This is a genomic window from Actinospineispora eucalypti, from assembly GCF_039543365.1.
Taxonomy (GTDB): Bacteria; Actinomycetota; Actinomycetes; order Mycobacteriales; family Pseudonocardiaceae; genus Pseudonocardia; species Pseudonocardia eucalypti.
The window spans coordinates 94,193-110,263 of sequence record NZ_BAABJP010000010.1; the positions used below are offsets into that span (position 1 = coordinate 94,193).

Here is a 16,071-nt window from a genome sequence, read left to right on the forward strand (position 1 = left end):
CAGGTTGAGGGCGGATTCCGCCCTGAGCGAACCTGGCTCAACTTAACTGCGCCCCGTCGGAATGACTGCAACGGTGTAAGCGTTGCAAGCGGCATGACTGAGACGCTGAAGCTGCCGGTACTGCCACTGACCGACTCGGTCGTGCTGCCCGGCATGGTGGTGCCGATCCGGCTCGACCAGCCCGAGCCGCGGGCCGCGGTCGATGCGGCGCAGGCGGAGTCCAACACCGAACGCCGGGTGCTGTTGGTGCCGCGCCCGGACGGAAACTACGCGGCGGTGGGCACCGTCGCGGTGCTCGAACAGGTCGGCCGGATGCCCACCGGCGAACCGGCCGCCGTGGTTCGCGGCGAGCGGCGGGCCAGGATCGGCTCCGGGGTGCCCGGGCCGGGCGCGGCGCTGTGGGTGGAGGCCACCCCGCTGGACGACGTGGTCGCCCCGCCCGGCCGCGCCGACGAGCTGGCCCGCGAGTACAAGTCCCTGATCGTGTCGCTGCTGCAGCGGCGCAACGCCTGGCAGGTGATCGACTCGGTGGAGTCCATCACCGACCCCGGCCAGCTCGCCGACACCGCCGGTTGGTCCAGCTGGCTGTCCACCGAGCGCAAGCTCGAGCTGCTCGCCGAGGTGAACGTGATCACCCGGCTGGAGCGGCTGATCGCCTGGACCCGTGAGCACACCGCCGAGCAGGACGTGTCGGAGAAGATCGCGGACGACGTCCGGGAGGGCGTGGAGAAGACCCAGCGGGAGTTCCTGCTCCGCCAGCAGCTGGCGGCGATCCGCAAGGAGCTCGGCGAGTCGGAGCCGGACGGTTCCGACGACTACCGGGCTCGGGTGGAGGCCGCCGACCTGCCGGAACACGTGCGCAAGGCGGCGCTGACCGAGGTCGGCAAGCTGGAGCGGGCCTCCGACCAGTCGCCCGAGTCGGGCTGGATCCGCACCTGGCTGGACACCGTGCTGGACATGCCGTGGTCGGTCCGCACTTCCGACAGCGACGACCTGACCGGCGCGCGGGCCGTGCTGGACGCCGACCACGCCGGCCTGGACGACGTGAAGGAACGCCTGGTGGAGTTCCTCGCGGTGCGGGCCCGGCGGGAGCGGCGCGGAATGGAACGGCTGGGCGGGCGCGGTTCCGGCGCGGTGCTGTCGCTGGTCGGTCCGCCCGGTGTGGGCAAGACCTCACTGGGTGAGTCGGTCGCGCGGGCGCTGGGCCGCAAGTTCGTCCGGGTCGCCCTGGGCGGCGTGCGGGACGAGGCGGAGATCCGAGGTCACCGGCGCACCTACGTGGGCGCACTGCCCGGGCGCATCGTCCGGGCCATCCGGGAGGCCGGCGCCATGAACCCGGTCGTGCTGCTGGACGAGATCGACAAGGTCGGCAGCGACTTCCGGGGCGACCCCACGGCGGCGCTGCTCGAGGTGCTGGACCCGGCCCAGAACCACACCTTCCGGGACCACTACCTGGAGGTCGACCTGGACCTGTCCGATGTGCTCTTCCTGGCCACCGCGAACGTGCTCGAGGCCATCCCCGGCCCGCTGGCCGACCGGATGGAGATCGTCACGCTGGACGGCTACACCGAGGCGGAGAAGGTCGCCATCGCGCGCGACCACCTGCTGCCCCGGCAGGTCGAGCGGGCCGGGCTGGAGCCGGCCGACGTGGAGTTCTCCGAGGTCGCACTGGGCATGATCGCCGCCGAGTACACCCGCGAGGCCGGTGTCCGCCAGCTGGAACGGGCACTGGCGAAGGTCCTGCGCAAGGTCGCCGTGGAGCTCGATTCCAGCGCCCCCACCCCGGCGATTCAGTCACTTCAGCAGGGTGGTTCGGTCACTTCGGCAGCTACCCGGCCGGTTCGGGTGGACGCCGACGCGTTGGTCGGCTACCTGGGCCGGCCCCGGTTCACCCCCGAGTCGGCCGAGCGCACCTCGGTGCCGGGCGTGGCCACCGGGCTGGCGGTCACCGGCACCGGCGGGGACGTGCTGTTCATCGAGGCCACCTCGATGGACGGTGACGCGGGGCTGACCGTGACCGGGCAGCTGGGCGACGTGATGAAGGAGTCCGTCTCCATCGCGCTGTCCTACCTGCGCTCCCGCGGCCTGGCCGGGTCACTGGCCGAGCGCAAGGTGCACGTGCACGTGCCGGCCGGGGCGGTGCCCAAGGACGGTCCGTCGGCGGGCATCACCATGACCACGGCGCTGGCCTCGCTGGCGTCCGGCCGCCCGGTGCGGTCGAACGTGGGCATGACCGGCGAGGTCACCCTGCAGGGACGGGTGCTGCCGATCGGCGGGGTCAAGCAGAAGCTGCTGGCCGCCCACCGCGCCGGCCTGACCGACGTGATCATCCCGAAGCGAAACGAGCCCGACCTGGACGACCTGCCCAAGTCCGTGCTCGCGCAGCTGAAGGTTCACCCGGTCGCCGACGTCGCCGAGGTCCTCGACCTGGCCCTCGAGCCCGTCCGGGAGATGGCGGCCTAACCACCGCCCAGCCATATCGCGGGTTCCACCAGCGCATATCGCGGGTTCCACCAGCGTGTGTCGCGGACTTTGCCGGCTCATGTCGCGGATTCGCTCGCCGTTCGGCGCGGTGGAATCCGCGACATGACCGGGTGGAACCCGCGATATGTGCTGGTGGAACCCGCGATATGGCGGGGTTAGGTGAAGGTGATTGTTTTGTTGCCCTGGACCAGGACTCGGTCCTCCAGGTGCCAGCGGAGGCCTCGGGCGAGGACCAGTTTCTCGGCGTCGCGGCCCAGGCGGACCATGTCGGCGACGGTGTCGCCGTGGTCGATGCGGATGACGTCCTGCTCGAGGATCGGGCCGGCGTCCAGGTCGGCCGTGACGTAGTGGCAGGTGGCGCCGATCAGCTTGACGCCCCGGGCGTGCGCCTGGTGGTAGGGCCGCGCGCCGACGAAGGACGGCAGGAAGCTGTGGTGGATGTTGATCGCCCGGCCGGCCCACGCCTCGCACAGCTTGGCCGGCAGGATCTGCATGAACCGGGCGAGCACCACGGCGTGCGGGTCGTGCGCCTCGACCTGGGCGGCGACCTCGTCGAACGCAGCGGAGCGGGCGTCCCCGTTGACCCCGGGCGGCGGGAACGGGACGTAGGAGAACGGCAGCCCGTGCGCCTCCACCATGCCGCGCAGGGCCTCGTTGTTGCCGATCACCGCCGACACCTCGCAGGGCAGCTCCCCGCTGGCCACCCGGCCGAGCAGGTCGTGCAGGCAGTGGCCCTCCTTGGTCACCAGCAGCACGATGCGCTTGGTGTCGCCGGTGTCGGTGACCCGCCAGGTGGCCTGGTCGGACAGCTCCCTGGCCACGTCGGCGAACCGCTCGCGCAGCTCCGCCGCGTCGAACGGCAGCGACGATGCCCGCACCACCTGACGCGTGAAGAACCACTCGGTGTCGCTGTCCGTGTGGTAGGCGGCCTCGGTGATCCAGCCTCCCGCGTCGGCCAGGAACCCGGAGATGCGGGCCACGATCCCGGTGCGGTCCGGGCAGCTGAACGTGATGACGTAGCGGCGGTCAGGTGTGCTCACGGGCACTTATCGTGCCAGTTGCCCTAACGGAGACTGAGCCACTCCTGCGCAAACCGGGATTCCCGGTCGATGAGCTTGTTCAGGTGCTCGGCGATGAGCTCCTCCACCTTGCCTCCGACCAGCGGGACGTTAACCTTCGCGGTGCCGTCCAGGACGTAGTCGCAGGACCCTCCGGCCCCGGTGAGCGCCAGCGTGCCGCTGACCTGGCCGGGGGCGTCCTTCACCCGCCCGCCGATCTCGCCGGCGTACCGCCCGGGCGCGACCAGCCGCCAGGTCTCGGTGCGCTCGATGCGCAGGTCGCCGGGCAGCAGCTTGCGCACCGGGCCGGGCAGGTGGTCGCGGCTGACGCCCTGGAGGAAGACGATGCGCGCGGCGTCCGGCGTGGCGCTGTGGTCGACCAGCCCGGCACCCGGGCCGCCGATCCGGGCCAGCCTGGCCTCCAGGAACTCGCGGTCGGTGAGCACGCCGAACACCGCCTCGGGTGCCGACGAGTAACGGAACGAACACCGGATCGGGCGCGACATGGCGCGCAGCGTAACTCAGCGCGGAACGCGCTGGGCCGAGCATGCGCCCAGTTAGGCGCATGCGGGAGACGCTACCGCTACCGTTGGGACACGTGACTGAGTACAGCACGGCGACGGCCCGGGTGTCGCTCGCCGAGCACACCACCCTGCGGCTCGGCGGGCCGGCCGAGCGGCTGGTGCACGCCGGCACCGCCGAGGAACTGGTCGCCGAGGTGCGCGCGGCCGACGCCACCGGTGCTCCGGTGCTCGTGCTGGGCGGCGGGTCGAACCTGGTGGTGGCCGATGCCGGCGTGCCGGGCACCACGGTCCGGGTGGCCACCGGGGGCACCGCGCGGGAGCGCCTCGGGGACGGCCGGGTGCTGCTCACCGCCGAGGCCGGCGAGGACTGGGACTCGGTGGTGCGCGGCGCGCTGTCGGCCGGTCTGGCCGGCCTGGAGTGCCTGTCCGGCATCCCCGGGTCGGCGGGCGCCGTGCCGGTGCAGAACGTCGGCGCCTACGGCGTGGAGATCGCCGAACTGCTGGTCGACGTGGACCTCTACGACCGGCGGCGGGGCGTGGTCCGCGAGCATGTGCCGGCCGCCGGGCTGGGCCTGCGCTACCGGGGCAGCCACCTGAAGGGCCGGGACGACGCGGTGGTGCTGCGCATCCGGCTGGCCCTGCGCTCCGATGCGGAGGCTTCGGGGCCGATCCGCTACCCGGAGTTGGCCGACGCGCTGGGCGTTCCACTGAACGCGACCGCGCCGCCGGAACGGGTGCGCGCGGCGGTGCTCGCGCTGCGCCGGTCCAAGGGCATGGTGCTGGACCCGGCCGAGCACGACACGTGGAGCGCCGGCTCGTTCTTCACCAACCCGATCGTGCCCGCTCCGGTCGCGGAGCGGATCGTGGACGGCCCCCGCTACCCGGCCCCGGACGGGCTGGTGAAGCTGTCCGCCGCCTGGCTGATCACCAACGCCGGCTTCCGCCGGGGACACCCCGGCCCGGGCGGAAGGGTCGCCCTGTCCGGCCGGCACAGCCTGGCGCTGACCAACCGGGGCGGCGGGCGCACCGAGGACCTGCTGACGCTGGCCCGTGAGGTGCGGGACGGGGTGCGCGGGGCGTTCGGCGTCGAGCTGCACCCGGAGCCGGTGCTGGTCGGGTGTGCGCTGTGAGGGACGTGCGCCGGCTGCTGCTGAGCGTGGCCGTGACGGTGGTCGGCGGGGCCGGCCTGGTCACCGCGCTCGGGGACGGCGACGAGGAGGGCGTGGGGTCGCTGCTGGCGCCGTCGCCGCCCAAGGTCAGCGTCAGTTACCAGCCCGGCGCGGGCGGCCCGCCGGTGAACCCGAGGGCCACGATCGCGGTCACCGCCACCGGTGGCCAGCTGCGCGAGGTGGCGCTCACCCAGGGCGGGGGCAAGCCGGTGAAGGGCGCGCTGTCCGACGACCGGCGCACCTGGACGGCGGGCGAGCCGCTGGCCTACGGCAAGTCGTACACCTGGACCGGCACCGCCGTGGACCCGGACGGCAAGACGGTCCCGCTGGGCGGCTCGGTCACCACGGTGACCCCGGCGAAGATCGTGCGCGGCACGCTGAACATCGGCGACGGGCGGGTGGTGGGCGTTGCCGCGCCGATCCGCATCCAGTTCAACGGGCACGTGACCGACCGGGCGGCGGCGGAGAAGACGCTCACCGTGCACACCTCGGTGCCCACCGAGGGGTCCTGGGGCTGGCTGCCGGACGAGGGCGGCGGTTCCCGGGTGGACTGGCGGCCCCGGGAGTACTGGCAGTCCGGCACCAAGGTCACGGTGACCGCCAACCTGTTCGGCGCGGACTACGGCGCCGGCGCGTTCGGCGCCTCGGACGTCAGCACCACGTTCACCATCGGCCGGGCCCAGCTCACCCGGGCGGACGTGCGCAGCCATGAGCTGGTGGTGCTGCGGGACGGCCGGGAGGTGGCGCGCTACCCGGCCAGCTACGGGCTGGACTCCGACCCCAACCGGAACACCCGCTCCGGCATCCACGTGGTCACCGAGAAGTTCACTGACAAGCGGATGGTGAGCCAGCAGTACGGCTACGACGTGATGGAGAAATGGGCGGTCCGGATGAGCAACAACGGCGAGTTCATCCACGCCAACCCGCAGACCGTCGGCGTGCAGGGTTCCTCGAACGTCAGCCACGGCTGCGTGAACCTCTCCCTGGACGATGCCCGGCAGTACTACGACGGCGCGGTCTACGGCGACCCGGTGGAGGTCACCGGTTCCGGGGTGCAGCTGTCGGCGAAGGACGGCGACATCTGGGACTGGACGCTTTCCTGGGCGGACTGGCAGCGATTGTCCGCGTTGAAGGGGTAAGCCAATTTCTCGGAATTGGCGCTGCCGTTTCCGGCGGAATTGAACCACCCTGGGGAAATGCTCGATCAGTATTTGCCGCCGCTGCGTTTCCCGACCAGTGCCATGTCCGGCCTGGTGGACCGGCCGGTGCGCTACGACCTCGCGGAGAGCACCTGCCCGCCGCTGCGCCTGGGCGAGCTGGGCGACCTCACCGAGCTGGCCGGATTGCCGCTGGGCTACGGCACCTCCCGGGGGGACTCCGAGCTGCGGGAGCTGATCGCCGCCGAGGCGGGCGCCGACCCGGGCCAGGTGCTGGTCACGGTGGGCGCCATCGAGGCGATGTTCCTGCTCGCGCAGGACCGCCGGCACGGGCGGATGCTGGTGGTCGGCCCGAGCTTCCCGCCGGCCCGCGAGGTGCCCGAGGGCCTCGGCGCCCGGGTGGACACGGTGCCGCTGCGGTTCGACGACGGCTACCGGCTGCCGCTGGACGCCATCGAGGCGGCGCTGGGTCCGGACGTCACGCTGGTGTCCTGCGCCTCCCCGCAGAACCCGTCCGGCGTGCGGTTCACCGACGACGAGCTGCGGTCGCTGCTGGCCCGGGTGGAGCGGCGCGCGCCGGAGGCCGTGGTGCTGGTCGACGAGACCTACCGGGCGTCGACCTACGGGTCGGCGCCGGTGCCCGGCTCGGCCATCGGGCTCTCGCCCCGGGTGGTCACCTGCTCGTCGCTGTCCAAGGCGCACGGCGCCCCCGGGCTGCGGATCGGCTGGCTGGTCACCGCGGACGCGGCGCTCTACGAGCGCCTGCGCAACGCCAAGTTCCTCAGCACGGTCACCTGCTCGGTGGTGGACGAGCTGCTCGGCACCCGGGTGCTGCGCTCCCGCCGCCCGATCCTGGCCGCGCGGGCGGAGCGGTTGGCCCGGGCGCTGGACGAGCTGGTCGCCTGGTGCTCCGGCCGGCCCGTGGACCTGGTCCGCCCGGACGGCGGGGCGCTGTGCTGCCTGCGGCTGCGCGCCGACCGTTTCCCGGACGACGCCGTGCCCGCGTTCTACGCCCGGCTGGCCGAGCTGGACACCCGGGTCGCGCCGGGCCACTGGTTCGGCGAGCCGGACCGGGTGTTCCGCCTCGGCTTCGGCCACCTGGAGGAGGCCGACTTCACCGAGGCCCTCTCCCGCCTGGCCGAAGCCCTGACCCGCTCCTCCGGCTGAGCGCTCCCGCCCCCGACGGAGATCATCAGGCACTCACGGTTGGTTCGCGGCCCGAAAACTCCGGTGATTGCCTGATGATCACGGATGGCATGGTCATCAGGGCACAGTGGCTGCGCCGGCGTGCCTGAAGTGACCACCATGCCCTGATGATCACCGATTACATGGCCACCATGACATGACGACCACCCGAACCCGCCCCGAAGTGACCACCATGTCATGTTGATCATGGAAAGGTGGCCCGAGCCGGCGCACCCAGACCCCGCCGATCCCACCCCCGGCAAGTGCTACCACTCTCGGGGACGTATGGGGTAATTGGTGCTTCTGGGGTACCGGGGGTTGCGATATTTGGGGCAAACCCTAAGGCGCGAAACCGTTTTCCTCGGTTAAATGGTGTGAGTGGGGCTGCTGCGCGGGAGCGGGATCGCGCTGGTCGGGCTGCTGCTGGCCGGGTGCGGCGGCGTGGCGGAGGAGCCGGCGCCGCCGCCCCCCGTGGTGTCCTCCCGGCTGGAGCTGCCGGTGCGCCCGGCCACCCTCTCGGTGCAAGGCGTGGACCCGTGCTCGCTGGTGTCCGGGAAGCTGCGCGAGCAGTTCAGCGCGGTCGACGCGGGGCTGCGGGACGAGGCGCCGGACGGGCTGGGGTGCGCGTGGACCGGGCGGCCGGGCACCCGGGGGTTCAGCATGGGCCTTCGGCTGGTGCGCCGGCCGGTCCGGGAGTTCCTCGAGCTGCCCGGCGCCCGGGTGGCCAACGTGGCCGGGTTCGGCGCGGTGGACGTCCCCGGGGCACCCCACGAGCCCGGCTGCGTGACCCGGGTCGAGGTAGCCGACGACACCACGCTGTGGGCCAGCTACCAGGTGATACCCGATCCGGCCGCGCCGGAGGTGAGCCCGGACACCGCGTGCGAGCGCTCGCACCGGATCGCCATCGGCGCCCTGGCCCAGCTGCTGCTGCGGCCACCCCGGTAACCGGACCCGTGAGTGATTTGTGTGGCTATAGCCACACAAATCACTCACGGGTCTCAGTCCCGGTGCGCGCGGGTGGCCGAGGCCTGCGCCCTCGGCTTGAGCTCGATCAGGTCCAGGTTCACGTGCGGGGGCCGGCTGACCGCGAAACCGATCACCTCGGCCACGTCCTCGGCGACCAGCGGGGTGAGCCCGGCGTAGACCTGGTCGGCCCGCGAGGCGTCGCCGTCGAACCGGACCAGGGAGAACTCGGTCCGCACCATCCCCGGCACGATCTCGGTGACCCGCACCGGCCGGCCGAGCAGCTCGCCGCGCAGCGTCCGGTGCAGCGCCGACTGGGCGTGCTTGGCCGAGGTGTAGCCGGCGCCGTTGTCGTACAGCTCGTAGGCGGCCACCGAGGTCACCGTGACCACGTGCCCGTCCCCGGAGGCGATCAGCGCGGGCAGCAGCGCCTTGGTCACCCGCAGGGTGCCGAGCACGTTGGTCTCCCACATGGACCGCCAATGGTCCTCGTCGGCGTTCTCCACCGTCTCCAGGCCGAACGCGCCGCCGGCGTTGTTCACCAGCACCCGGGCGGCCGGGACGGCGGCGGCGAACTCGGCGACGGATGCGGCGTCGGTCACATCCAGGGCCAGGGCGGTGCCGTCCAGCTCGGCGGCGAGCTTCTCGAGCGGGTCCAGCCGGCGCGCGCCGACGATCACGTGGAAGCCCTGACCGGCCAGTTGGCGGGCGGTGGCGGCGCCGATTCCGGAGCTGGCTCCGGTGACCACGGCGACGGGACGTTCGCTGTTCGTACTCACGAGGCCCCAGCCTATCGATGGGTGCGGACCCCGCTCGCGTGCTAGGAAGGCGTGGTGCGTGCTATCGGGTCGCCCAGGCGGGTGTGTGTGTTGTCCGTGCACACCTCGCCGCTGGAGCAGCCGGGCACCGGCGACGCGGGCGGGATGAACGTCTACATCGAGCAGACCGCCGTGCGGATGGCCCGGCGCGGGGTGGCCGTGGAGATCTTCACCCGGGCCACCTCGTCGGACCAGCCGCCGACGGTCGAGCTGGCCCCCGGCGTGCAGGTGCGCCACGTGGCCGCCGGCCCGTACGAGGATCTGGGCAAGACCGAGCTGCCCAGCCAGATGTGCGCGTTCACCGCCGGGGTGCTGCGCACCGAGGCCCGCCACGAACCGGACCACTACGACGTCATCCACTCGCACTACTGGCTGTCCGGGCAGGCCGGCTGGCTGGCCCGGGACCGCTGGCGGGTTCCGCTGGTGCACAGCGCGCACACCCTGGCCAAGGTGAAGAACGCGGCGCTCGCCGACGGGGACCAGCCGGAACCCCGCTCGCGGGTGATCGGCGAGGAGCAGGTGGTCGCCGAGGCCGACCGGCTGGTCAGCAACACCGACACCGAGGCCGAGCAGCTGATCACGTTGTACGACGCCGACCAGGCGCGCACGGTGACCATCCCGCCCGGCGTGGACCTGCACCTGTACACCCCGGGCGACCGCGCGGCGGCCCGCCGGTCACTGGACCTGCCGGAAGACGCCGTGGTGCTGGCGTTCATCGGCCGCATCCAGCCGCTCAAGGCGCCGGACGTGCTGCTGCACGCGGCGGCCGAGCTGCTCGCCGCCACGGCGGCCGGGGAAGGCGCGGCGGCCGCCCGCGCGCTGCGCGAGCGGCTGGTGGTGCTGGTGGTGGGCGGCCCCTCCGGGTCCGGGCTGGCCGAGCCGACGGCGCTGCGCGAGCTGGCCGTGTCGCTGGGGCTGACCGGCGTCGCCCGGTTCCTGCCGCCGATGCGGCGCGAGGGGCTGGTCGACGTCTACCGGGCCGCCGACCTGGTCGCGGTGCCCAGCCACAACGAGTCGTTCGGCCTGGTCGCGCTGGAGGCGCAGGCCTGCGGCACGCCGGTGGTGGCGGCCTCGGTCGGCGGGTTGCCGGTGGCGGTGGCGGACGGCCGGTCCGGGTTGCTGGTGCACGGGCACGCGGCGGCCGACTGGGCCGGCGCGCTGGCCTCGGTGGCGCTGCGGCCGGAGTACCGGGAGAAGCTGTCCGCCGGCGCGGTCGAGCACGCCCAGCGGTTCTCCTGGGAGCGCACCACGGACGCCCTGCTGGCCACCTACGCCGACGCCGGCCTGGAGTTCCGGGGCCGCGGCGCCCGGGCGGGCTAGCGCGGAACGCGCTTGCCGAGCGCGCGCCCAGTTAGGCGCGCGCGGGAGACGCTAGCGCGGATCGCGCTTGCCGAGCGCGCGCCCAGTTAGGCGCGCGCGGGAGACGCTAGCGCGGATCGCGCTTGCCGAGCGCGCGCCCAGGCGCGCGCGGGAGACGCTAGAAGCGTTCCTTGTCCAGCAGCGCGGCCAGGCTGGTCCGGTTGGAGACACCGAGCTTGCGGTAGATGTTCTCCAGGTGCTTCTGCACGGTGCGCGGGCTGACCGCCAGGACGCGGGCCGTCTCGCGGTCGGTGAGGCCGCCGGCCACGTGTTCCACCACCGCGCGTTCGGTCCGGGTGAGGCCGGGCAGCGCGTCCAGCGCCAGGTCCAGCCGGTCGGCCTGCCGGCTCAGGTGGTGGACGGCGGTGGTCAGCTCGGCCATCCGGACGGCCCGGGCGGAGGCCTGGACCAGGTGCGGGGTGAGCAGGTCCAGCACCGCCCGGTCCCGCTCGGAGAAGCCCCGGGATGACCGGTTCAGGGCCAGCGTGGTGCCGTGCCGCTGGTCCAGGGTGGCCATGCAGAGCAGCTGGTCGAGGGTGCCCCGGGACTGGTAGAAGTCCACGTAGAGGGGCAGCCGGCGGAGCTGGCGGAGCTCGGCCAGGTCGGTCATGGCCACCGACTCGCCCAGCTTCAGCTGGCCGGACCGGTAGCCGGCGAGCCCGGGGTGCTGGGCAAACACCGCCTGGAACTCGTCCGAGCCGGAGATGTTCTGCTCGGCGGGCTCCACCGCCGCGCCGACCAGCTTGTTCGTCCGGTGGTCCACCTTGGTGTACGAGGTGACGTCCGCGCCGATCAGCCGGCCGATCCCGGCCAGCACCGAGGCGGACGGCTGTCCGTTGGGGCCGCACCCTCCCTCGGCGTTCAGCTGGTGGACGAGGTCGAGCACGGCGAGCAAGTCAGCGTTTGACAAAGGCCGCACATCGACATAATGGCGGACCGATCTACTCACCGGTACGTACTTGTGCGTATTCCGGGTCGTTACTTGTGCTGATTCGGTGAGGCGGTGACCTTGCCGACGATCAGCCCGACGACCACGCCGAGGCTGAGCCGCCGCGCCGTGCTGCGCGTCGCCGGGGTGGCCCTGGCCGCCGCCGGGGTGGCTGCCTGTGCCGGGTCCAGGGGGCGGCGGGCGGTGGTGCTCGGGGCCGGGCTCGCCGGCCTGGCGGCCGCGGTTCGCCTGGCGAACGCCGGTTACCAGGTCACCGTGCTGGAGGCGCGGGACCGGCCCGGCGGGCGGGTGCTGACAGTGCGGGAGCCGTTCACCGGTGGCGGCTACGCCGAGGCGGGCGCGGTGCGCATCCCGGACGTGCACGTGCACACCCGCGGCCTCATCGCCGAGTTCGGCCTGGCGGACCAGCTGTTCGACCACGGCCAGGACACCGGCTCGCGGCTCTGGCACGTGGGCGGGCGGCGGTTCGTCACGCCGCAACCCGGCCAGGCGTGGCCCGGAGGGCACGCTCCAGGCCTACCTGTTCGGCGCCAACGCGGACGCGCTGGCCCGGGTGCCGGCGGCCGAGCGGGCGGGGGTGATCCAGGCCGAGGTGGCCAAGTTCTTGCCCGAACTGCCCGGGCGGGTGCTGGCCAGTTACGTCAAGGTGTGGTCGGAGGACGAGTTCGCCGGCGGAGCCTGGGCGTCCGCCCGGCCGGGGCAGCTGCGTTGGGTCCTGCCGGCGGCGCGGGCGCCGGAGGGCCGGCCGCACTTCGCCGGGGAGCACACTTCGGTTTCCGTCGCGTGGATGGACGGGGCGCTGGAGTCCGGCGAGCGGGCCGCGCGGGAGATCATTGGAGGACCGACGTGACGGATGCCAAGGCGGTGTGCGCGCGCTCGATGGAGATCATGGCGAACGGCACGCCGGCCGACTTCGCCGAGGTGATCCACCCGGACGCGTACAACCGGGAGTCGGTGGACGAGCCGCCGGCGTCGCGCGGGCGCGGGCCGGACGCGTTCTACGCCACAGCGTTGTGGCTGCGCGCGACCTTCTCGGACATGCGCTGGGAGGTGCACGAGGCGGCCCAGGACGGCGACCTGGTGGCGCTGCACACCACCATGTACGGGCGGCAGACCGGCCCGTTCGTGCCGTACGACGAGAACGGCCGGCCGGCGAGGGCGTTCGCGCCGACCGGCCGGCGGTTCGCGGTGCGGCACACGCACTGGTTCCGCGTCGCCGACGGGAAGGTCATCGAGCACTGGGCGAACCGGGACGACATGGGCATGGCGCTGGCGCTGGGCTGGCTGCCGCCCTCGCCGCCGCACCTGCTGCGCTCCCTGCTCGCGCTGCGCCGGGCCAGGAGAATGTCATGATCACGGACGGGATCGTGACGGGAGTGGTGGCATGCGTCGGTTGATCATGTTCGTGGTGCTCGCGGCGGCGCTCGCGGGCTGTGCGGAGGTGCAGCCCGCCGCGGCGGCGCCGCCGCCGGGGTGCTCCGGGTACGTGCGCACCGAGCTGTTCTTCGGCACCACCCGCCAGGGTGGCCCGGAGATCAGCGACGCGGAGTTCCGCGCCTTTCTGGACGCCGAGATCACGCCGAGGTTCCCGGACGGGCTGACCATGCTGACCGGGTTCGGCCAGTTCCGGGGCGCGGACGGCAAGCTGGCCCGGGAGCGCAGCCAGGTCCTGGTGCTGCTCTACCCGGTCAACACGGCGCCGGACAGCGGCACCAAGATCGACCAGATCCGCGAGCTCTACAAGCGGAAGTTCAACCAGGAGTCGGTGCTGCGCGCCGACGACCCCGAGCCGTCCTGCGTGTCCTTCTAGCCTTGATCGCCATCTGTGGCGGCTCTGCGGTGGCCGAGTGGGTGATCGCCATTCGTGGCGGTTCAGCCTCGATTTTCGACGCTGAACCGCCAGAAACGACGATCCCCGCCGCCTCAACGGTCACTCTGGTTGCACGAAAGGAACGCCGTGGGGTTTGACCTTGCCGCAACCCCCACCACGTACCTCCCATGAGACAGTCGGGCGAGCCCCGGCAGACCAACCCACCCGCGCCGTCCAAGCCGCTCCGAATCCTGCGCGCCCGAAAACCGCCGGATCTGCTCCCCCTCCGCTGTGAGAGGGATCCGGCAACAGCCTCATTTTCGCTGCTCATCCACCACAGACAGCGATCAAGGACATCCCGTTGCGGCCTTGCCGCCGCGCCGTTGGGCAACAGTCTCGGTTGGTGGAGCGCCGGTGGTCAAATTCATGGTCATCAGGACATGGTGGTCGTTGCCGGGGAGTTCGGGCGACCGTGACGTCCTGATGACCATGAAGCGCGTCGGCCACCACCCGGCCGGCTATCCTGCGTGATCATGGCTGATGACGCGGAGATCGAGCGGCTGGACGCGCTGATCGCGGCGGCGCTGGACGACGCCGAGGTGTCCTACCAGCGGCACGGCGTGGGCCGGTTCCTGGCCACGCTGCCCGGCACCGCGCGGCTGCAGACGCCGACCTGGCTGATCGTGGCCGACCACGCGCTGCTGGTCGGCGCGTTCGTCTGCCGGCGGCCGGACGAGGGCCACGAGGACGTCTACCGGTTCCTGCTGCGGCGCAACGCCAAGCTGTACGGCGTGCACTACTCGCTGGACAAGGTCGGGGACATCCACCTGGTCGGCCGGATCGGGCGGCACGCGGTGACCGCCGAGGAGATCGACCGGCTGCTCGGCCAGGTGCTGGAGGCCGCCGACCGGGACTTCAACCAGCTGCTGCGGCTGGGCTTCGCCACCTCCATCCGCCGGGAGTGGGCCTGGCGGGTGGACCGGGGCGAGTCGCTGGCCAACCTGCGCGCCTTCGAAGATCTGGTCGACACCGACTGAGACGCCCGACTGAGCGTTATGCATTCGTGATGTAGACGGGACAACCCGACTGGTTCGTCGCGCCGTCTCACCCGTAACCGGGGAGATGGGGGCGGTCATGAACAGGTGGCAACGGGCGACTCGTCGGCTGCCCGTCCGGCTGCTGGCCGCCGGGGTCGCGCTGGTCGTGGTGACCTGGCTCGCGGCCGCCGCACTGACCGCGCCCGGCTCCGGTGCACCGGCCGGCCGCGATGCCGTATCGAGTGGAGGCTCGTCGGGGGCCGCTCGACCCGGCATCGCGGCCGGTCCGGCCGAGGCGGACGCGCCGGCGGCCAAGCTGGACCAGCGGGCCGCGCCGATGCCCGCCCCGGCCCCGGGGGCGCCGGCACCGGTCAACCCCGACCTGATCGGCCAGGAGCGCGCGGTGGTGCGCACCGCGCGGCTGACCCTCGACGTCGCCGACCCGCCGGCCGCCTCGGCCCGGGTGCGGGCCGCCGCCTGCGGCTTCGTGGCCAACGAACAGACCCGGGACCGCGCCGCCAACCTGACCCTGCGCGTGCCGGCGACCCGGTTGGACGAGCTGATCGGCCAGCTGACCGGCCCGGGCGGGGTGGGCAGGGTGACCGACCGGGCCGAGCAGGCCGAGGACGTCACGGACCAGATGGCCGACCTGGAGGGCCGGCTGAACAACCAGCGGGCCAGCGTGGCGCGGATCAGGGCGCTGCTGGAGCGGGCGGTCACCGTCGGGGACGTGGTGGCCATCGAGTCCGAGCTGACCCAGCGCCAGGGGGAGCTGGAGTCGCTGGAGAAGCGGATGGCCGCGGTTTCCGGCCGGGTGGCGTTGGCCACCCTCACGGTCACCCTGAACCCCGAAGCTCCGCCGCCTCTGGCCGAGGCCCCCGGCGGATTCCTGGCCGGCCTGGCGGCCGGCTGGCGGGCATTCCTGGCCACCGGTACGGCGGTGTTGACCGTGCTCGGTGTGCTGGCGCCGTTCCTGGCGGCGCTGGCGGTGATTGTCGGGCTCCTTCTCGGCGCGCGGGGGACGCTGCGCCGGGGCCGCCGGGCGGCTTCTGGGGAGTCGGCCGCTACCGGTAGCGGCGGTTAGGGAGCCCGATTACGGACGGAGTGGCCCAAGTCGATGAGGGGGAGTCATGTCCTTGGGCCACTCCGCTTACACCGCCCCGGCATCTCGCAAAAAGGGGGACAGGAGATGCCGGGACGCCTGCTCACGGCCCACGGGGGACGGGCCGTGATGCCCGGTGATGCGTCAGGACTGAAGTCGCATCCCCGAGAGAAAAGTAACCCTGGCAGCGACGCTGTCACGATGCAAGGGGGCGCGGTTGACCAATTCAGGTGGTCCTAACTACCGCTCACCGTTAACAATCGGTGTCGCGTGCCTACTTCCAGCCGCACCGCGCCTAGGTGCAACAACCGTCCAAAGTGGGTTCTACGAGGGCAAAAACAACCTGGCTACAGTAGGGGTAGCAGCGGTATTAACTATATAACCGTGTCGATAGTTGATAGCGAGGCATAAATAACCGCCGCAAAAAGAGTAGCCTAGAATCACTCATTCGGGCGA

The 16,071-nt window shown here is 72.4% G+C and carries 15 protein-coding genes and 1 pseudogene; 12 read left to right on the forward strand and 4 right to left on the reverse strand.

Annotated elements, in window-relative coordinates; genetic code table 11:
- Positions 1–93 precede the first annotated feature (93 nt).
- Entirely contained in the window at positions 94–2,463 is a 2,370-nt protein-coding gene (lon, locus tag ABEB12_RS14110; RefSeq protein ID WP_185063910.1) for an endopeptidase La, read from the forward strand.
- A 176-nt stretch (positions 2,464–2,639) separates the two neighbouring features.
- Here the strand turns inward: lon and purU are convergent, their stop codons facing one another.
- On the reverse strand, positions 2,640–3,524 hold the full coding sequence (gene purU / locus ABEB12_RS14115) for a formyltetrahydrofolate deformylase (RefSeq protein ID WP_185063911.1): 885 nt from the start codon (positions 3,522–3,524) through the stop codon (positions 2,640–2,642).
- A gap of 23 nt (positions 3,525–3,547) precedes the next feature.
- Entirely contained in the window at positions 3,548–4,048 is a 501-nt protein-coding gene (locus ABEB12_RS14120; protein WP_185063912.1) for a DUF2505 family protein, read from the reverse strand.
- A 59-nt stretch (positions 4,049–4,107) separates the two neighbouring features.
- Here ABEB12_RS14120 and ABEB12_RS14125 point away from each other — a divergent pair, with 59 nt between their 5' ends.
- From ABEB12_RS14125 to ABEB12_RS14140, 4 genes are all read left to right on the forward strand, one after another.
- Positions 4,108–5,196, forward strand: coding sequence for a UDP-N-acetylmuramate dehydrogenase (locus ABEB12_RS14125; protein ID WP_425572245.1), 1,089 nt, complete (start codon positions 4,108–4,110; stop codon positions 5,194–5,196).
- Complete coding sequence (locus tag ABEB12_RS14130; protein WP_185063914.1) at positions 5,193–6,374, forward strand: Ig-like domain-containing protein; 1,182 nt, start codon at positions 5,193–5,195, stop codon at positions 6,372–6,374. Before ABEB12_RS14125 ends, ABEB12_RS14130 begins: the two co-directional genes overlap by 4 nt.
- A 57-nt stretch (positions 6,375–6,431) precedes the next feature.
- Positions 6,432–7,559 carry a pyridoxal phosphate-dependent aminotransferase gene (locus ABEB12_RS14135; RefSeq protein ID WP_345702809.1) on the forward strand — a complete coding sequence of 376 codons (1,128 nt, stop codon included), beginning with the start codon at positions 6,432–6,434 and terminating at the stop codon, positions 7,557–7,559.
- Between the two features lie 396 nt (positions 7,560–7,955).
- Entirely contained in the window at positions 7,956–8,522 is a 567-nt protein-coding gene (locus ABEB12_RS14140; RefSeq protein WP_185063915.1) for a DUF3558 family protein, read from the forward strand.
- A gap of 53 nt (positions 8,523–8,575) precedes the next feature.
- Here ABEB12_RS14140 and ABEB12_RS14145 read toward each other — a convergent pair whose 3' ends face one another.
- Positions 8,576–9,319 carry an SDR family NAD(P)-dependent oxidoreductase gene (locus ABEB12_RS14145; protein ID WP_185063916.1) on the reverse strand — a complete coding sequence of 248 codons (744 nt, stop codon included), beginning with the start codon at positions 9,317–9,319 and terminating at the stop codon, positions 8,576–8,578.
- A 54-nt stretch (positions 9,320–9,373) separates the two neighbouring features.
- Here ABEB12_RS14145 and mshA point away from each other — a divergent pair, with 54 nt between their 5' ends.
- On the forward strand, positions 9,374–10,678 hold the full coding sequence (mshA, locus tag ABEB12_RS14150) for a D-inositol-3-phosphate glycosyltransferase (RefSeq protein WP_345702810.1): 1,305 nt from the start codon (positions 9,374–9,376) through the stop codon (positions 10,676–10,678).
- Positions 10,679–10,835: 157 nt separating this feature from the next.
- Here mshA and ABEB12_RS14155 read toward each other — a convergent pair whose 3' ends face one another.
- Complete coding sequence (locus ABEB12_RS14155; protein ID WP_221498481.1) at positions 10,836–11,603, reverse strand: LuxR C-terminal-related transcriptional regulator; 768 nt, start codon at positions 11,601–11,603, stop codon at positions 10,836–10,838.
- A gap of 249 nt (positions 11,604–11,852) precedes the next feature.
- Between ABEB12_RS14155 and ABEB12_RS14160 the strand changes: the two are divergent.
- From ABEB12_RS14160 to ABEB12_RS14185, 6 genes and pseudogenes are all read left to right on the forward strand, one after another.
- Positions 11,853–12,099: pseudogene (locus tag ABEB12_RS14160) on the forward strand (FAD-dependent oxidoreductase); the annotation flags it as partial.
- The gene (locus tag ABEB12_RS14165) at positions 11,983–12,516 is read left to right on the forward strand and encodes a flavin monoamine oxidase family protein (RefSeq protein ID WP_345702846.1); all 534 of its coding nucleotides are present in this window, start codon (positions 11,983–11,985) and stop codon (positions 12,514–12,516) included. The pseudogene ABEB12_RS14160 and the gene ABEB12_RS14165, both read left to right, overlap by 117 nt.
- Positions 12,513–13,019, forward strand: coding sequence for an ester cyclase (locus ABEB12_RS14170; protein ID WP_345702847.1), 507 nt, complete (start codon positions 12,513–12,515; stop codon positions 13,017–13,019). Before ABEB12_RS14165 ends, ABEB12_RS14170 begins: the two co-directional genes overlap by 4 nt.
- Before the next feature lie 31 nt (positions 13,020–13,050).
- Entirely contained in the window at positions 13,051–13,476 is a 426-nt protein-coding gene (locus tag ABEB12_RS14175; RefSeq protein ID WP_185063918.1) for a DUF3574 domain-containing protein, read from the forward strand.
- A gap of 533 nt (positions 13,477–14,009) precedes the next feature.
- Positions 14,010–14,513, forward strand: coding sequence for a YbjN domain-containing protein (locus ABEB12_RS14180; protein ID WP_185063919.1), 504 nt, complete (start codon positions 14,010–14,012; stop codon positions 14,511–14,513).
- A 97-nt stretch (positions 14,514–14,610) separates the two neighbouring features.
- On the forward strand, positions 14,611–15,597 hold the full coding sequence (locus ABEB12_RS14185) for a DUF4349 domain-containing protein (RefSeq protein WP_185063920.1): 987 nt from the start codon (positions 14,611–14,613) through the stop codon (positions 15,595–15,597).
- Positions 15,598–16,071 lie beyond the last annotated feature (474 nt).